This window comes from Varibaculum massiliense, assembly GCF_900106855.1.
Classification (GTDB): Bacteria; Actinomycetota; Actinomycetes; order Actinomycetales; family Actinomycetaceae; genus Varibaculum; species Varibaculum massiliense.
Map to the genome: position 1 here is coordinate 880118 of NZ_FNWI01000004.1, position 17535 is coordinate 897652.

The 17535-nt window shown below is 53.2% G+C and carries 14 protein-coding genes; 6 read left to right on the plus strand and 8 right to left on the minus strand.

The annotated features are described in order from the left end of the window. From BQ5456_RS03940 to BQ5456_RS03970, 7 genes are read right to left on the minus strand one after another with little or no spacing between them, the layout of a single operon-like run. Positions 1–897, minus strand: coding sequence for an ABC transporter ATP-binding protein (locus BQ5456_RS03940; RefSeq protein ID WP_071128853.1), 897 nt, complete (start codon positions 895–897; stop codon positions 1–3). After that, positions 881–2212 (minus strand): acyl-CoA thioester hydrolase/BAAT C-terminal domain-containing protein, encoded by a 1332-nt coding sequence (locus BQ5456_RS03945; protein ID WP_071128854.1) that lies wholly within the window; start codon positions 2210–2212, stop codon positions 881–883. The genes BQ5456_RS03940 and BQ5456_RS03945 overlap by 17 nt, the downstream gene beginning before the upstream one ends. Then, positions 2209–3393 carry a zinc metalloprotease gene (locus BQ5456_RS03950; RefSeq protein ID WP_071128855.1) on the minus strand — a complete coding sequence of 395 codons (1185 nt, stop codon included), beginning with the start codon at positions 3391–3393 and terminating at the stop codon, positions 2209–2211. The genes BQ5456_RS03945 and BQ5456_RS03950 overlap by 4 nt, the downstream gene beginning before the upstream one ends. After that, positions 3390–4445 carry a thiopeptide-type bacteriocin biosynthesis protein gene (locus tag BQ5456_RS03955; protein ID WP_083378345.1) on the minus strand — a complete coding sequence of 352 codons (1056 nt, stop codon included), beginning with the start codon at positions 4443–4445 and terminating at the stop codon, positions 3390–3392. Before BQ5456_RS03955 ends, BQ5456_RS03950 begins: the two co-directional genes overlap by 4 nt. Positions 4446–4447: 2 nt before the next feature. After that, positions 4448–7204, minus strand: coding sequence for a lantibiotic dehydratase (locus BQ5456_RS03960; RefSeq protein ID WP_083378346.1), 2757 nt, complete (start codon positions 7202–7204; stop codon positions 4448–4450). Further along, a complete protein-coding gene (locus BQ5456_RS03965) occupies positions 7204–8823 on the minus strand; it encodes a nitroreductase family protein (RefSeq protein WP_071128857.1) in 1620 nt (539 codons plus the stop codon). The genes BQ5456_RS03960 and BQ5456_RS03965 overlap by 1 nt, the downstream gene beginning before the upstream one ends. A gap of 19 nt (positions 8824–8842) precedes the next feature. Further along, on the minus strand, positions 8843–10708 hold the full coding sequence (locus tag BQ5456_RS03970; RefSeq protein ID WP_071128858.1) for a TOMM precursor leader peptide-binding protein: 1866 nt from the start codon (positions 10706–10708) through the stop codon (positions 8843–8845). A gap of 437 nt (positions 10709–11145) precedes the next feature. On the opposite strand from BQ5456_RS03970, the gene BQ5456_RS10765 reads away from it, so the two are divergent. Then, positions 11146–11448, plus strand: coding sequence for a hypothetical protein (locus tag BQ5456_RS10765; RefSeq protein WP_071128860.1), 303 nt, complete (start codon positions 11146–11148; stop codon positions 11446–11448). A gap of 193 nt (positions 11449–11641) precedes the next feature. Here the strand turns inward: BQ5456_RS10765 and BQ5456_RS03985 are convergent, their stop codons facing one another. Continuing rightward, complete coding sequence (locus tag BQ5456_RS03985) at positions 11642–13717, minus strand: YcaO-like family protein (protein ID WP_071128861.1); 2076 nt, start codon at positions 13715–13717, stop codon at positions 11642–11644. 609 nt (positions 13718–14326) lie between these two features. Here BQ5456_RS03985 and BQ5456_RS03990 point away from each other — a divergent pair. Genes BQ5456_RS03990 through BQ5456_RS04010 form a run of 5 tightly spaced genes read left to right on the plus strand, consistent with a single transcriptional unit; the run spans position 14327 to position 17454 of the window. After that, on the plus strand, positions 14327–15073 hold the full coding sequence (locus tag BQ5456_RS03990; protein WP_071128862.1) for a sigma factor-like helix-turn-helix DNA-binding protein: 747 nt from the start codon (positions 14327–14329) through the stop codon (positions 15071–15073). Between the two features lie 5 nt (positions 15074–15078). After that, complete coding sequence (locus BQ5456_RS03995) at positions 15079–15330, plus strand: hypothetical protein (protein ID WP_071128863.1); 252 nt, start codon at positions 15079–15081, stop codon at positions 15328–15330. Further along, on the plus strand, positions 15327–15737 hold the full coding sequence (locus BQ5456_RS04000; RefSeq protein WP_071128864.1) for a hypothetical protein: 411 nt from the start codon (positions 15327–15329) through the stop codon (positions 15735–15737). Before BQ5456_RS03995 ends, BQ5456_RS04000 begins: the two co-directional genes overlap by 4 nt. Further along, positions 15730–16878, plus strand: coding sequence for a DUF2800 domain-containing protein (locus BQ5456_RS04005; RefSeq protein WP_071128865.1), 1149 nt, complete (start codon positions 15730–15732; stop codon positions 16876–16878). Before BQ5456_RS04000 ends, BQ5456_RS04005 begins: the two co-directional genes overlap by 8 nt. A gap of 18 nt (positions 16879–16896) precedes the next feature. After that, positions 16897–17454 (plus strand): DUF2815 family protein, encoded by a 558-nt coding sequence (locus BQ5456_RS04010; RefSeq protein ID WP_071128866.1) that lies wholly within the window; start codon positions 16897–16899, stop codon positions 17452–17454. Positions 17455–17535 lie beyond the last annotated feature (81 nt).

The following is a 17535-nucleotide window of genomic DNA, read 5'->3' on the forward strand; positions in this document are numbered from 1 at the left end:
TCACTGCTCCTTCTGAGTCATCGACAGATAGGCGGCCTCTAGGGAGTCTCGTTTTTTGACAGCCCTGACCTCGATATCCTCCTTGACTAGGACCTTGACCAGATCGGATGCAGTCACATCCTCCGGCAGATAGGCAAGGAGGCTTGACCCCTCGACCTTAACCTTGACGCCCATGCCCTCCAATAGCTGTGAAGCCTTAGCCGGGTCCCCCACCTGCAGCTCTAATGGAGCCTGACCGTTGAACTGTTGGCGAAGCTGCTCTGGCGTACCGTTAGCCACAAGTTTTCCAGATTCCAGGACGGTGACGGTATCGCAAACTTGCTCAATTTCCCCTAGCAGATGGCTGGAAAGCAAGATTGTGGTTCCAGAGTCCCGAAGGGTCCTTATCAAATCTCTGGTTTCCGCAATCGCCTGCGGGTCCAGGCCATTGACCGGCTCATCAAGAATCAGCAACTCAGGCTTGCCTAGGAGGGCAATGGCTATTCCGAGCCGCTGCTTCATGCCGAGAGAGTAACCTGAGGCCTTATCTTCAGCTCGATTGGCCAATCCAACAAGATCGAGGATGCGCCCACACTCGGCAGTGTTCACACCGAAATATCCGGCAAATAGGGCCAAATTTTGCCTTCCGCTAAGGTGTTTATAGAAGGCAGGCATTTCAATCAACCCACCCACCTTGTGGGCCATCTGCCCGGCAGGCTGGCCGAATACATTAACGGTGCCGGATGTGGGTCGAATCAGATTAAATAGGCACTTCATCAACGTAGTCTTACCGGCCCCATTCCTACCCACTAGCCCATGAATGGCACCCTTTTCTACAGAGAAATCGAGACCATCAAGCGCCACCGTTCCTGTCCGGTAGGTCTTACTCAGACCATGACAGTCAACAACCTTTCCCATTGCCCCTCCTATCGCTTTCAGTAATTAACGACATACTCCACCGAGATAACTCTTCCTGAACTATTTGCCAAACCTTTTTTGCCGACTCGGCATTCGCTTCAGCTGAGCCGCCAAAGTCAATGGAGAAAAATGAAGTGGGCTTGAGCATACGCATTGGCGGCAAGGTGGGAAGAGCATAGGGAAACCCAACAAAGTGCCCAGCACCAGGTAGGCACTCAATCCTCAGATTGCCCGGCCAATCGGCATTCTTCAGCCTGCCAGCAATGCGGTCAGAATACTCTTTAGATGGCCACAGCCCATCATCGTCCCCAAAAATCAGGGTAATGGGGCCCTTGCAGTTTTCCACCTGAATAGTTGACTTTTCGACAGCCTCATCCTTCTTATTTAGGTCTTTAAGGAAGCTGCGCTTCTGGCGCATGGGTTTTCTTCGAATGACAGCCGATAGCCACGAAATCATCATCCCAAATCCATTGCCGCCAGGTACCCACTCAAGAGGTTCCCCGTTTCGAACCCATGCGGGATCCTTGAATGAGAAATTCTCACCCATCCCAGCTTGTCTGATAGATGAGGGCGATAGGGCAATAGTCAGCCCTATGTTGGCGTTATTTGCAGCCAATTCTAGCCCCAGCTCCGCGCCGCGAGACAGCCCAATCACGGCGATATGGTCTCCCAACACAAAATCGTCATTGAGCATATGTTTTACGACACGATCAATATCATTCAGGTTGATGTTGACCAAGTGTGGAGGACGATCCTCAATCCCGAACCATCTGAGAGCCAAAACGGAATAGCCTTCAGACGCGAGTAGTTTAGAGGCGCCAGCCAAGTCGACAGAGTCAGAACCGTGCAGTAAAAGAACGCCTGGATGTGGCAAATCATCGTTAGGATGGGCGAATGTGCCCACAACAGGAGGTTCATGGACCTGACCGCATTTGACGCCATCACCGAAATGCCTACGAAATCGAGTTGAAGCGATGACGCTATCACCGCGGAGTAGCTCAGAATGGTACTCCAACTCGACAGGAAGGTTGCGGGTGAAAAACTTCGACTGATCAGGGCCCAGCATTGACCACAACGGCCCCTCCCCATCAATGCCCTGGTATGTCGAGCCTTCAAGAGGGGCCATCTGAGACAGATCAACCGCGCCGGCAGAATCAGCGTTAACAATGGCTATGGACTCCCACTCTCTAAGTGCGCCATCCATAACGTTAGTTCGAATGGTAACCCGTTCTCCGGGAACGAGACCTCCTGCCGTTATCTGAATCGGACTATCTATTCGAGATCTCTCAGGAGTCACTTTTAAAACTGGGTTCATAGCTTTTTCTTCCGATTGCGTAGAACAAAAAAGATAAATACTGATCCAGCAACAAACCAGATCAATATTACAATTAGGATCGCCCACATTACGCCGACCTTGGGGGCCAACAACGCTACCCACCACAAGGTGCTACCCACAGTCATCGCGGTCATAGCAAGCAGCTCGAATATTGCAAAAGCCTTAACGCCAAAACCAAAATGTTTGTGCGGACTCTTATGTGAAAAGACGTTTACTATCCAGCTTCGCCCTTCAGAAGAAATGTCCCAGACGCCCAGAGAATGACTCAAAATCTTGTGGCCGTCAAGCCCAAAAAGAGGAACTAAATTGATAGCTGTAGCGAAAAATCCAACGTAAAGAACGGATGCAACAACCTCCGCCCCAAAACCTTCCCCTAAGAACAGATAGGCAACCACAAATGGAAATAGGGGGAGCGAGCCAGCCAGCATTCCAGCTGCGGACACCACAACACGTCGGTTAGCTGGAGCTAGGTACACATCGTCAGTGGTCGCATAGAAATAGAACATCGGTATACGCCATGCGAAACCAATCTCATGACAGGCCCCGCCCGTGCCCGCACAAGCTAAGGCATGCCCCATCTCGTGGATGAACATTGAAAAAAGCAGGATTACGGCAATAAGAGCCGCGATTGATGGAACTTCGGTAAACACACGAACGGTGTCGCCCTTCATAGTCTTAAAGTTGAATCCGACTACCACACATAGGGCGGCAAAGCTTAGCAGACCTAAAACCAAGGCTCCCTTGGATATCACCCAAGGACATTTACGCTGGATATTCGCTATTAATGGGCTGGGGTCAAAGAGACCAAACTTTCCGGAAAATAGCCCCCAGTCCCTGGATAACATTCTCTCGCGAGCCCGGGACTCATGCTTGATTCCATCCTCCAATAGAAGGCGCTTAGATCCCAACAGTATGGCCATTTGATGCCACGACTGCACACCTAAAACCTTACCAAATCTATCCGCGTATAGTTGGCTGATTTGATCGAGTTCCAACCCACGCTTTAATCTGTCAATAATGAAGAATTCTCGCTCACCAATTTGGTAATAGCGATCCTCCTCAACATTGTAAACTGCATGTACCGGTACTCCGTCGCGAGCAATCGCAGGCCCCAGGATGACTCCAGGACGAACGGTGAGGTCTAGATTCTGAAATGTCATGAACGAGCCTCAAGGTGTCGTTGCAGCAGGTATGAGAGATAAGTCTCTTCAGGGATACTGATGCCAATCCGGTTATTAGTCATGTGGATGTATGGGATAAGCAGGGACCACCTAGCCCTATTTTCATCATCCGCTACCCTGCGAGTACCGTCCTCACGAGAAATAAGCAAGATCTTGCCCTCGCGAGTGGCCTTGTCCAGATTGTCCCGAGTTCGACGCACCTTGACGCCCCAATCGCTAAGGAAACTCGGGAGTTCCTCCTGACGATCACCAGCGACGAGCTGAATTATGCCAGGGATCTGCTTGTCTAAGCTTTCCCCCATTTTCTCGAAATTAGAGTCGTACTGGTCCGTTTTGGGAGCCTGCTGCATCATGGTGTCCCAGAAAGCCTGATAAGCCTTCAGAAACTCCAGCTGATCTGTCATCTTCGGCAGAAAGGTTGCGATGGTGACAACCATAATTTGCAAGGCCAGGCCAAACAGAACTGAACGCACATGGGCATTAGTGGTATCCAACAAAGTCAACACGAGGTCACTGGAATCCTCGAAATGCTGCTCGGAGATTTCAATACCATTCGGGCCACCATACTTTATGTACTCGGGTTCGTACACCTCAACAGAGGTGGAGTTGGAAGGCCGAAGCGGCATACCGTCGTCGCCATATAGTTCATTCCATTCTTCCTCGGTGCCCTCCATCAGGAACATATCCTTATAGATGCCCCCGACAATCTCCGATTTCATCTCATAAAGCGCAGGTCGCACTTCAAGGAATGTCGCCACCTGTTCGTTAACCATCTGCTTAACCTGGTCAAAGGCTTCAGGGCGTGGCTTAACTCGAAATCTTAGATGCGGACCCTCCTGCCAGTAGCGAATGAAGAACCACCGCTCGATTAGATCCCGGCTGCGCAACTCGTCGATTAATGGTTTGATGCACTCAATGAGGAGCGGGCTATTGTTGCTGGTGTAGAAAATGTAGTAAGCGTACCAATCTTCACGAGCCGGTGGCTCTGGGAAATCAGCTTCGTCGTAACCGACAGGCTTAACTTCTGTCATGATTAACTCTCCTGATCGAAGCGAACCTCAATTGTTTGTTCTGAGACATACCTGCCCTCCGAGTCCTTCAACCACATGTCGTCGGGAGACGGCAGCATTTCCTGGAATACCAACCTGGTGGTTCCCTGACGAATCATCTCGTCAAGCAGCCAGAGACACGAAAGCGATTCAAAGTCGATGTACTGTGGCTTCGTCTTACCAAAACCTGCGGCGCCGCCCTCATCTTTGCTGTCGTCCTTGCCGTCGAATTCTTGCTCCTCTGAATCGGGGTCACCGCCCAATGTCGCGAACACGAAGCGCGGCAAATCGTGCTCCTTGCAAAATCGCTGCCATGCCAGATACCAGCTAGAGGTTTCGGAGAATGACCTACGCTGCGGCAGTTTTGACGGGTTAGTTTTCCAAGTCTCCCTGACTAGTACCAGGCTCCCATGGCATAACCTGGGGTGAGAGGCAATTACTCGATCACCCAACGGCTTGTCAATGCCAGTCCACATGTCTAACCTGGCCATTCGGTTGGTGGTGAACAGCAGCAGGACTCTTTGAACATCTGACAGGGCCAGTGGCATCAAGAAGCCGAGATACACAGGTATAACCTTCTTCCGCAACTTCTCCGAGTATAGGTACAGTTCATTGGCCTGCGAGTCGTAGCGCACACGCAAATCCTCGGCGGGAATTTGAAACTCCTTAGGCCGGAAGGATGTTTCACCTGGGGAGACGATTTCGTATTTGGTCACTGCAGGGTGAAGATTCAAATTGGTCGAATCAACACCGCCAGTCATTTCGGCGAAAACTGCGCCTTCAGGCTGTTGCTCATCCAACCGCTCCGCCACCCGCGGAGACACGTGGCCAGGTCCAACCTCACTATCGTCCAAGACATGCAAGAACCGCGAAAACATCAGACCCAACCCAGAATAGGTCTGATTCATCACGAGTCGGCCCGGATCGGAACCCGCCACCTGAACGAAGAAACTTCTATGGATAGAACCGGGGGTTTCCGGCAGTAACGAGCTGACTGCTTCGAAGAATTCATCATCGAGGTGCATCACCCCGCCCTCATATTCCGCGTAGGCTTTGCGCATCCTCTCGACGAGCTCAACTCGAGCCGCATAGATAGCGTCAATTTCCGGCATATCGAGCCAATTGTGCGGTGGGCCTGGCATTCCATTCGGGCCAGACGCTGTTGGCCTCATGCTAGACTTCAAGTACTCGTCGAACAGGTCCATGTGGAAGTCGGACACGAATTTCAGAAAGTCGGAACATTGCCCATCAGACTTAAAGCGGGCAAGGAAAAAGCCTTTCAATAGAATCCGCTGAGGGATCAAGATATCAAAAATGTCAAGAATTGAGCTGAGCCGAGCCAAATCCTTTGCCAGGGAATCATTCCAGAGCTTATCTGAGGCGACAATCTCCAGCTCGGAAGTTGTCGAGTCCTCGTACAGCAAGGTGCCAGGCAAAACCGGATCCTCCTCACCGACACCTTCAAAGAGCTTAACGAGCTTACCCTGGATCTCTATCAAGGTGTCTCGACGGACAACTGGCTCCTGATTGGCAGTGGATTGCGCCAGTCGGTTAATCTCACCCAACTGCGTTGCCAGCTCCTCTGCCCATGGGCGACCGAGTTGCGACAAAGACTCGACATATCTTCCGACGGGGTCGTCAGCGTGGATGTCCACGGCAAGCTGAGGTGTGGTCAGCAAATCCAACCGAAGAAGGATGGACAGGAATCGCGAGATGTCTTCACCCGTAGCCTCCAAGGCTAGGTGATCGCCAAGCGCAGTTTCCAACTCTCCCAATCGAATTTCAGGATTAGACCCGATTATCGTAACTAGAGCTTGCATGATCTCACCTGCAGACAGGTAGAATATCGATTCCTGCATACGGTCCAAAGACATCTTTGATTCAGACTTGTCGACAACTCGCCTACGGCGCATGTACTTTAACCGCTCAGACTTAATCTCCCAGCCAGAAACTAGTGCCACCGGCAGGTCAGCCGCATAAGTGCGATGGGTTACCAGGCACTCTGTGATGCGCGGCAGTAAGGCCACGTTCAGGCGTACTTTGGATTTTATCCTAGTTCCGCCTCGTGAGCCTATAAGCGAACTCTGCTCCCCAAATTCGCCCAGGCTGATTGGGGTTAAGGTTGAGAAAGGGCTGGTCTTGCATGCTGCGCGATAGGCATAAGTCAGCAGCGTTCGCCACTCTCGTCGCGGACGTTTCTTGCGGCGTTGGGACAGATTCATTTTTGCAAATTTATCCAAGCCATTCTCAGTTCGAGTATTCGCAAGGACTAGGGCCCCTCGGATTTCTGGCCTTTGCGAAAGCTCAACCAGGTAATCAGATGTAGCCGCCTCATCCGCGTCCACCAGGTGGGAGCCAAGGGCAACTAGATCTTCATAGTCCCCGACTAAAGCGCACCATTCCTCGACTAACTCGGCGAATCCATGACGCTCTACAGCCTTGATGGCATCGTTAGGTTCTTCCGGAGCCTTCAACTTGTGGGCGGTTCGCCGCAGCCGGAGCAGTGCTCGCCTATTGTCCTGGTCTTCATTCCCGCCGATGGCATTTTCCAGAGCGGTATTCAGGACTATTTCGGCAGAGACGAGCTTCTCTTCCATTTCTATGACGCGCCTGACCCAATCGGCCATATAGGGGCTTTCTAAACCCTTAACAGCGTCATAAGGTAGGCCAGTGGTGCGACACATGAAGAAGGGTGTGAAATCAGCGCAGCGCTTTACAGGTGTCTGATTCGGGCTAGTCATTAGGCTGACTCCAACTCCATTTGCACTTCGGCAATATCTAACTGTTCCGGCCCCACCGCCATAATCAACATTGGCCACTCATCCTCGGGGTCCTTCGATTCAACCCGTGCAGTATCAAACAACTCAGCGTAAGCGTCATAGGCGAAACCAAGGGCAGCGCCGCAGCCAAGTTTCAGACTCGCTGCAGCGAGGTAGATGTACTGGCATGCAGCCCCCAATAGGGCGTCCTGAACTCGCAGGCCTCGTGGTCCCATTTGATTCATCAGGTGATCCGGCCAACCAGTGAGGGTGATGACGGCAGCTGTTGAGCCGAAGTCGTAGTTCTTCAGATAATAGGTGCGCTGCTGGAAATCGTATAGGGTTCCTTCAAGCATCAATTCGAGTTTGCCGTCATGATACCTATAAGCACCTGGCTTCAGGCCTTCAACATTATTTACTAGTACCCAGGCGCCGATTGTCTCGTGCGGAGCTAAGCCGGCGAAGTCCACACCTTCATTGGCGCGTAGTCCAGCCAGGAGCATAGCGTGCAGGTCTTGCTGGGTCATTGGGCCAACAGAATTGGATAGCATGCCGAATGTGCTACGTCGAGTACGAAGCGTATCGACGAGGGGCATATCGAGCGGTGTAGGTGCCGGCAAATCTATGGTCTCCAAAACCTGGTGGCCAGACTTCCTAGACGGACTGTTATGAGCTACGGGCATAGTTCCTTGACCAGCTTCCCGCATTTCTCGAACAACTAGCTCATTCCTGTCCCAGCGGAGAAGGTTAACCGATCTCTCGCTCTCCTCACGCTGCACGTTGCCTGTCCACCCGGCACTGATTCGATCCGCGCCAAAATTCAGCGGAACAACTGCGACGGCCGACTCTAGGTCGGGATCGAGTGAGAGTAACTCATTGAGCGCAGGCTCATCGAACCAGAGCTGCGGCTTGAAGTCCAGACCGCGAGAGCGTGCCCACAATACCCATGAGCTGCAGGCGGTACCGATATCGGTAGCGGTCACATGAGGAGCGAAGGTTGAATACTTGAACGAGTTCTTCCAAATCTTGACAGTCATAATGAGGAAGGAGCTTGCTCCCTCTACAGGATCGGGCAGCGTCTGGCGAACGCGGTCGGTGACATTCCCGACGACGAGCCGCTGGAGCTCGTTACGGTTACTGTTCCAGTTATAGATGCCAGGTACTAGACCCTGCTCCCCTGCGCAGACCAGGTAGACCTCCAGGCTGTACAGAGAACCACCACCGGAAGCCCCTCTACCCCAGACCGGACGCAAGTACTCATGGATGTGGCTGACACCTTCGTTGCGGTAGATGTGAAGTTTGCGAAGCTTAATACCATAGGCTGCCCACAACAATTCAATGAGCGAATCGAGATCATAAGGGCGAAATTCAGCCGCCTTCCCATCCATTAAGACCTGCTCAAGGGTCATGTCATTAGTAGGAAAACCACCATGGAAGCGGACAGTCTTTGCACCCGAATATACTTTGTGCGTCCTAGGCTTGTCTTCCCAGTTGGTCTTGTGATTCTCAGGCTCCAAAGGGATCTGAGCACGGCACAAGACGTTCCTTATATAGGCGGAGGCTGCTGATGGCATGAATACATCCTTAGAATCAGTAGTCATGAAGTTGTCCTTTCAGCTATCACGGGAATGGGTGGGGAACCGGGTTGAGATCTTCGTACTTCAGGGGAGCGTCGAACCAGCCTGCCTCTACCGGGGCATTTCGAACACGGGGCATAAAGAGACCACGTTGCATAGTCCAACCGAAATCGATCGGGACTAGGCCCGGAACAATGGTGCTAACAGTGGATAGATTTAGAGTTTCCTGCTCTGGCGAGGTTTGGTCCACAATCAAGGTGTCCAAGCCCTTGTCGGCCAAGGTAGTCACAACGAATTTGAGATCTTCAGCCAAATCTAACGTGCGAGGTCTAGAATCATTCCAATCCGCATACAGCTCATCCAGACTGTGCACTGGCCGGTCCTGATTCAGTAGAAAGTCAGAAGCCCAACGCATTTCAGGTGCACCGTGAAGCAGAGCATGGTGCTTCAACTCCGTGCACTTTCTGTAGTCCTTCATTATAGAATCGATCAATTCCTTATTGGCGATGATTCGATCCTCGAATCCCGGAACATATGAGGCGATTTCACACAGAGCACCACGGAAGGCATCAATCGGGTTGAATCCCGAACCCGCCGCGTAGCACAAGGCCCCCTGTCCACCATCTCGTCTGACCGCAACAGCTGAAACTACTGGGAAAGGGAGGTCCACTCGATTGTCAAAAGCCCTAACGTCATAGCCCTGCATCGCCAGCCGGTTAATCATGTATCGGACATCGTCCTCACGAATGGCTGCTACATCGATTTCGGGTAATGGAGCCTTACTAAACCAGGCTGTTACGAATGCGTCCCGCTCAATCAATTCCATTAGGCCAAACAGTGCGGCCTCTTCGAGTGAGCCCCCCGTGGCACAACCATTGGAACACTCAGCTACGAAATTGGTGTTGGCATCGGCATTGAGATAATAAGAGAAGATCAGGGGAACGAGGAGTGGTCTGGAGTCGCGGAGGGACCAGGCCCAAACCCAGGGAATCTCAAGATGCTCAGTGAATTCAGTGAAGCGGTGGGGCAGATATTTATAGAACTCAGAGGGATACAAAGTGACTGCCCTCGGGTCAATCGCCCTATCCTTGACTGAAGAGTAACTCGCCACCATGGCAGGCTCGTAACGCCTTGGAATCAGGCCACTGTGCCTCTCCAGGCCCTCGAGAATTGCTAGGAGAGTACTATCTTCAAAATTGTTGGCGTGGCCGCTCCAGAAAAACTCATGTAACTCATTGAAATCTCCCCGAACCCTATGGTAGCCAGTGACCATTGCAGTCGAAGTTGAGTCGTAACCCCGTCCGGCCACCGGGCCCAGCATTCCGCAAATCGGGTTAGCGAAAGCATCGGGTTCAATACCGTAGTCACGCACCTTCGTGGTGCGGCTGTCATCAACTGACTCTTTGAGTCGAGGCTGCGGGCGTATCTCGGAGGCATTTTCGGGGCATGCATTCATCGAGAAGCAACGCGGACAGCCACTGTCAGCGATCAAGGGGAAGGAGCTGAATTCAACTGAGTCAGCCTTGAAGCTATAGACCTTGGTATAGCCCTTAGGACTGCTGGGCCACTCAGAGGGCATCGCATTGATGGTGGAATCAATAATCGACTTGAAAGGCTCTTCAGTGAGAAACAGCGGATCGACTGCCAGCATTTCACCGCCAGATTCGAGAGTGTTTCTCTCCTCCTCCACACGTAGGATTTGCCACCGGCGAGCTAAACAAGCGAAGCATCCCCCTACGCCCTCGTGAGGAGGAGTAACTGGAGCGAGGACCACACCATGGGATACGTAAAAGGCAACCACATCAGCTCCGCTGGATTCAACGTCCTCGATCATTCGGCCTAGGACCGTATCGTCCAAATAATTATCCAACCCCAGCGGAACAGGGAAAAAGGATGGTGCGGTAGTCATTCGTAACTCCTCAATATAAGTGCTCTCGGGGCACGCCCAGCGTTTTCCTACGCTTAGACAGACGACCCGTCCTTCGAGATTGGCAGGTCAGGTTGGGACTCTGAAGCCAAACACGAAGGAATGGGCTGTACTGTCAAGGGGTAGCTGCCGGAGGCAAGACCCTCTGACCTGAGAAGCTCAAATCCTGACTCAGGTCGAGGCTTCAGCCTCCCACTGGCGACCTACCAATTACGCGCAGCTGGAGGTTGAACCACAGGAGCAAGAAGTGCTACAGGTCGATGAGGTGCTACAAGAGCAGCAGGAGGTGGTGCTGCAAGCGCAGGAGGTAGTGCTGCAGCAGTTAGCCAGATCCTCGGAGAGCTCTTTCAGATCGATGACCTCGAAGGTCTCAACTTCCAGGTCGGCAATTTCGTCGAGAGTCAGAGTTTCCATAACTATTGTTTCCTTTCGAAGATTTAAGTTTGGTTTTGCTGATAGTTAGTTATGCGCAGCTAGAGGTAGAACCGCAGGAGCAAGAGGTGCTGGTGGTGGAACCGCAGGAGCTGGAGGAGCAGCCGCAGCAGCTGGATGTGGAGCAGGAACACCAGGCCTTCATGGCAGCCTCGTCGAGTTCAACCATTTCAAGGATCTCGAAGGTATCGACCTCAAGGTTTGCGATTTCGTTCAGAGCGGACATTTCGTTCAGAGTAGATACTTCATTCGGAGCAGACAATTTGTTCATTGCGGAACCTTTCTGTTAATATGCGCAGAGTTTTAAGTGCAGTTGGAAGTGGTCTTAGTGGAGCAAGAGGACCAAGCGTTCATAGTGCCCCCATCCAGCTCTAGAACCTCGAAGTATCAACTTCCAGAGAATCCAGCTCAGTAGTGGCTACGTTCGAATCGTAGTTGCTATACATTGACTCTTCCTTTCAGGTAGCTAATGGACTTGCTGCCTTAGTTGGCACCCTTGTCTGGCGATGCGGAGTCAGCGACCAAGAGGACGCGTACAGTCCGCAGCGAGCACAGCGCAAGATCATTGGTGGTGGTTTCAACCAATATCGGGTCGAAGCTCGTCTTCAGTTCGGACACTATTTCACTCATCTTCGAGTCGTGCCTCGAGAAGTCGTGGGGGATAGTTTCGGAGCCTATTGGCAAACCCGTCGTGTCGAGGTCGGTGAGTAGACCGAAGGCAGCGCTATTATCATTGGTCTGCACTCGGCCAACCAAGTTAGTCAGGACTTCCACAACAGCCTCACGCAAAGTTGGGGCTGTCCGCACCTCGGGTGCGACTCCCGGCAAGAACCCCAATACGGTTACCCCAAGACCGGGCTGCGAGATATCAACCAAGGTGTAGGACATCTTCATGATGTTGAGGGTGTTACGCAAGAAGCCAAGATCAGATTCATCTGCGGCGGCGGACAAATCTACTGTAGGCAGATCTGAAGCGGATTTAAGGGCCTTACGCAGCGCCAGATCAGAAATGACCGACAAGATCGCTTCTCGGGCAGCGCTAGCCAGACTACGGCCGGCTCCGGTGCCTACATAGTCATTTTCGAACCATACGTTGCGATTTTCAGGTGACAGGGGGAAGGCCGCGGCAGCAGGGACAGTTATCGTTCCGCCAGACCTCAAGCTGACACCGGCAACACTACGGACAGGGAAATCATCGTGGGCGGAACCGAGCCAGGAAACCAACTGCTGGGGCTGAATTTCGGCCTCAATGTCCTGACCATACTCCAAGTTACCCCAAGTGTCAGCGTGGGCGATGGCCGCGTTCATCACCAGTGTACAGCGAGCCTGAAGAGGAGTATGCAGATTGTAGGCTGACAGTGAGCACCGATCCGGGGCGGTCATGCCAGGCTGGACGATCTGAACAACCGTGCCCGAGGATACCTTGACCGGAGACTGCTCAGAGTCGTCATCTGTCAGCTTGGGAATAAGGCCGGTGTAGAAACCGAGAATCGGCATGTAGTCGTTAACCTCGTCATGCTGCTCAGGACCCTGACGAAGATCACAAGGGATAGCTGCGGCATCAAGTTCGGCAACAAACTCATCTATATCGAAGAGTTCAGGAGTCTTAGCTTCATCTTCGTAACTGAGGGGATGCTCGAGGATAGCCTCGGCGGTCAAATCCATAGTTTCGTGGTTCTGGATGATCAGTCGATTGGACACCTCAGGGTTCAGACACCCAGTGAAGTAACGGAAGATATCGAAGCCGAGCATGGTTCCAAGCATGCCGGCTAGAGTGTGACTTGGAGCTGAGTATGGTAGCAGCTGGCCAAATAGTACTCGCTGGTGTAACTGAACTGCCTGTTCTAGCGGCAAACCGCCAGCCAACCTAGCAAGTACGGTGGCCCAGCGCGGGGACGTTGGGGTGCCCAGGGCAGGTCCAACAAAAGAACGCTGCCCGATAGTCATTGCAGGAATGATGATAACTTCAGCACCCTTCGCCTGCTCTTCTAGTTGGAAGATGCACGAGGCGCCAACTGCGTCGCAGTCAATCAGAACAGCATCAAAGGCATCGAGATTTAAACCGTCCAACGAGTTCATAACTTCAGCTGACTCATTACCATTGGCGTGCAACATTTTGACCGCAGCGCGAATCATCGCGGTGTCACCAACTGCAACAACCCTGGCGTTCCGGAACTTATCAAAACGCCTACGTGGACCACCGACGAAGTGGTGAATCAAAGATATCTGGCTGGCGTACTTTTTGGAAATATTAGCCGGCAGGACGGACTCGTCTTCGGGGTCGTCATCCCGAACCAGATTACGGTTGGCCAGAGCCAAAACCAGCTTCTCGAGCATCTCTGCCTGAGATTCGGACAACATGGTACGCAGTTCACCTAACGTCCTCTTACCATTCAGGAGCGGAGCAACGGTCTTAAGCCACTTGTAGACCGTCTTACCCTTAAGGACTAAACCCTCATCTTCCCCGCGAATATAGACACCGAACCCGGTGTCACCGAAGATTACATCTCGACGCAACAATGGACGCATAGACCCTGAAAAACCGGCTTCCGTGGACATGGTTTTCTCCTCGCGGCGACAAAATGACTTTGTGATTAATAAGCCCGTGTGGAGTCTAATTGACTAAGTGGGAAGCTGTCAACTTTTAGGCACTTGACGCGTGTCGGCACGAGATACAAGGAGGTGATCTGGGCGGCAGACCAACGATCAGGTAGCGAGCCGGTGCTTATAGGGGAGGTCCTTCCCGAGGCGATCAAGCACCTGATGGAGGCCAACCCGAAAACGGCCCCGCAGTGGGCTCGCGATATGGCAGCAAACACAAGTTGAGGCAAGGCCGTCCGGTTTTGGGGTTTCCCATGACTTATTAGTGAGGGGTGGTTGCTACCGGTGGCCACGGTACATCTTCCCACTCAAGCTCGAAGCTCGGCTTTGAGGGCCTGCCTGGCGGGTAGGCGACCTCCACAACGTACGTGGTTGTGGTTGTAGACAAACAAGTTCACTAGTGAGACCTGCTCTGGGAGCGCTCGGCGGGTCACCCTCAACACGCCTTCGGGCAAGAGGGTGACTCGCCTTTGTCGTCTCCTCAAGCGGTTTTCACTAGTGATCTGAGCAATCTTTAGCGCGGGTCTCCACAAGCCCTGACTTTGTCAGGGAGATGGAGACGAGACCGTGAAGGTCAACCTCAAGTCCGAAGGATACACGTTCAAAAACGACTACCAAGTTAAAAGCTTCGATATTGATGCTGACGATTTCGCGGTCATGATTGATTCTGACCGTCGCCAGCGCGCTAAGGAAAAGAACCTGCCACTCGATAAGGTTGCGCCGCGCAGCCCGCAGGAAATCTGTGACGATTTGTGGCGGGCAGAGGAGGCGGTTGCTCACGATGCCAAGCGTGGGGATCGTGGCAAGGGCAAAAAGAAGTGTAACTGTGGGCGTGCTTGCGAGGAGCGTCAGGGCTGCCGGGCGCCAGAATCATTTCCTTGGTCCCTCGACTATATGAAGCAAGAGCCCAAGGTTCGGGACGAAGTTTTGCCTCTTTCTGCTGAAAACCAGCTTCTAACTGATATCGATGCGGCCTATAGGGAAAGGATGCTGGATGCTTTACAAAAGGCCCGCGAACGACTTGATGTCAGGCACCGCCAAGTCATTGAGCTGATGCATCCAGCTGGTGATTACGGACCGAAACCCGGCACCGAAAACTCTGACGCTTATGTTCGTAAGCCGGTCTCGCAGGCTGATGTGGCCCGCGAGCTTGGTCTTACTCGCGCACGTGTTTCCCAGCTTTATAAAGAAGCGCTCGCGATGCTGCACGCAGCACTGGTGGAGGCCGGATTTAACACTTTAGCACCGGTCGGCAGTGAGTTAGAGGGAGAAACCAGCCAGGTAGCTCCCATGACCGAAAGGCAAGGTGAGTAGCAATCATGGCATCTCATGGTTTGAAGCTTTCCATCGCTAAACACATCCCGGCCGACCCGGGAATCGTCGCCACCAAAACAGTAAAAGTACGCGAACGCATCGCCCGGTTCCTGTTCGGTGCCCCGCGCAAACTCATGATCATCGTGCCCGGTGAGAGTGTCGACCAGATCGATATCCACGAAAAACCTAATCCCGACGAGTCGCTGATAGCGCTTGCGGAGGCGGTCGGCGTAACCAAGGCAGGTGAGGCGAAGTGAACGTCACGCAAGCAAACAGTGTTATTTCTGCTCTCAATCATGTTGCTGAGTTGGTGACTGCTCTAGCGGCGGATGTGGAGTCTGCTGCCTGGGAGGGGTTTGAGGATCATGCTGGCATGAGCGGTGCGCGTCCTATGGCTGCCGCCCAGCTCGCCCAGCCAGCATTATCTGATGCGGTAGCTGAACACGGCCGGCAAACCACACAGTCAACACCTCAACCTACTCCCCCGCCTCCAGTGGTTTCACTTGAACAGGTTCGTGGGGTGCTAGCAGAGCTTTCCTCGGCAGGTAAGACTGCGCAGGTGCGCCAGCTGATCCTGGATGCGGGTGCGCAGCGCCTTTCGGATGTGAACCCGGGCAAATATGGGTGGCTGCTTGATCAGGCGAAGAGGCTATCTGATGCCTGACCAACACGCACTCCTTAGTGCTTCTGGCGCTCACCGGTGGCTGAAGTGTCCACCATCAGCGTTAGCGGAGGCGGGTCTGCCGGATTCGTCTTCGGCTGCTGCCGAGCAGGGTACGGTTGCGCACGCGTTGGCGGAGTGGAAACTACGCCACGCCTTGCATCAGGCACCATCCATGAAGCCGGTATCAAATTGGATCGACTCTGAGATGGAGGCCCATACCGACGACTACGTCGCCTTCATCCAAGAGCGGCTGCGTGAGGCACGCAAAACCTGTGCAGACCCTCAAGTGTTGATCGAGCAGCGCCTGGACTACTCCTATCTGGTGCCGGGTGGGTTTGGTACCGGCGACTGCGTAATCATCGCCGAACCGGCATTGCAGATCATTGACCTGAAATACGGGCAAGGTGTGCTGGTTGAGGCAGAACGCAACCCACAGCTGATGCTGTATGCGCTCGGTGCGCTGGCTGCTTTCGATCCTCTCTACGATATCTGTGAGGTGGCGGTGACAATCTTCCAACCCCGCAGATCCAACGTGGACACCTGGACAGTTAGCGTCACCGAACTGAGGGCGTGGGCTGAGAAGGTTGTGCGCCCAACGGCCAAGCAGGCAGCTCGCGGTGAAGGTTGCTTTGCGGCAGGTGATTGGTGTCGTTTCTGCAAGCTAGCAGCGACTTGTAGAGCTAGGGCCGAGGCGAATCTAGCGCTAGCCCGCTTGGAGTTCGCTCCACCAGCCCAGCTTAGCGATGTGGAGATTGCTGAGGTGCTCACCAAGCTGCCGAAGTTGAAAGCCTGGGCATCTGACATCGAGGCCTACGCACTCTCGCTAGCGATTAATCAAGGCAAGACCTGGGCTGGCTTCAAGCTCGTCGAAGGACGCTCGATTCGCAAGTACACCGACGAAAACGCCGTCGCGCAGGCGGCTGAGGCTGCAGGTGTCAGCGACATTTTTGAGCGCAAGCTCAAGACGATTACGGCACTGGAGAAACATCTGGGCAAGAAACGCTTCAACGAACTCCTCGGCACCCTGATCGTCAAGCCACCGGGCAAGCCCACCCTGGTGCCTGAAACCGACAAACGGCCCGCACTGGCAACCGTGAGCGCGGCCGAAGAATTCACTCAAATAAAGAAAACCAAGAAATAAACAGAAAGGTAACTAGCAATGTCAGTAAAGAATCCAACTCGAGTCATCACCGGCGAAGTACGCCTGTCGTATGCAAACCTGTTCGAAGCCAAATCCATCCAAGGATCCAAACCGAAATACTCTGTCAGCCTTATTATTCCGAAGTCCGATAAAGCAACGCTGGCGAAGATCGAGGCCGCCATTGACGCTGCCATCGAGGCAGGTACGGCCAAGTTTGGTGGCAAGCGACCTAACAAAGCGGCGCTGAAGCTACCACTGCGCGACGGAGACACCGAGCGCGACGACGAAGCATACGCAAACTCGATGTTCGTCAACGCAAACTCCACGACACCGCCGCAGGTAGTTGATGAGACCCTGGCTCCGATCCTAGACCGCTCCCAGGTCTACTCCGGATGTTACGCGCGTGCTTCGATCACGTTCTATGCGTTCAACACCAACGGCAACAAGGGTATCGCCTGCGGGCTAGGCAACATCCAAAAGATTCGCGACGGCGAACCCTTAGGTGGCGGTCACGTGTCTGCTGAGGAGGACTTCTCCGCCTTCACCAATAACAGTGGAGACGATTTCCTCAACTAGAACAAAGAAAGGAGCATACAAATGTCTGAGTGCTATAGCGCTTGCCTGATGGCTGGCACCGCACTAATCATCGCCTGCGCG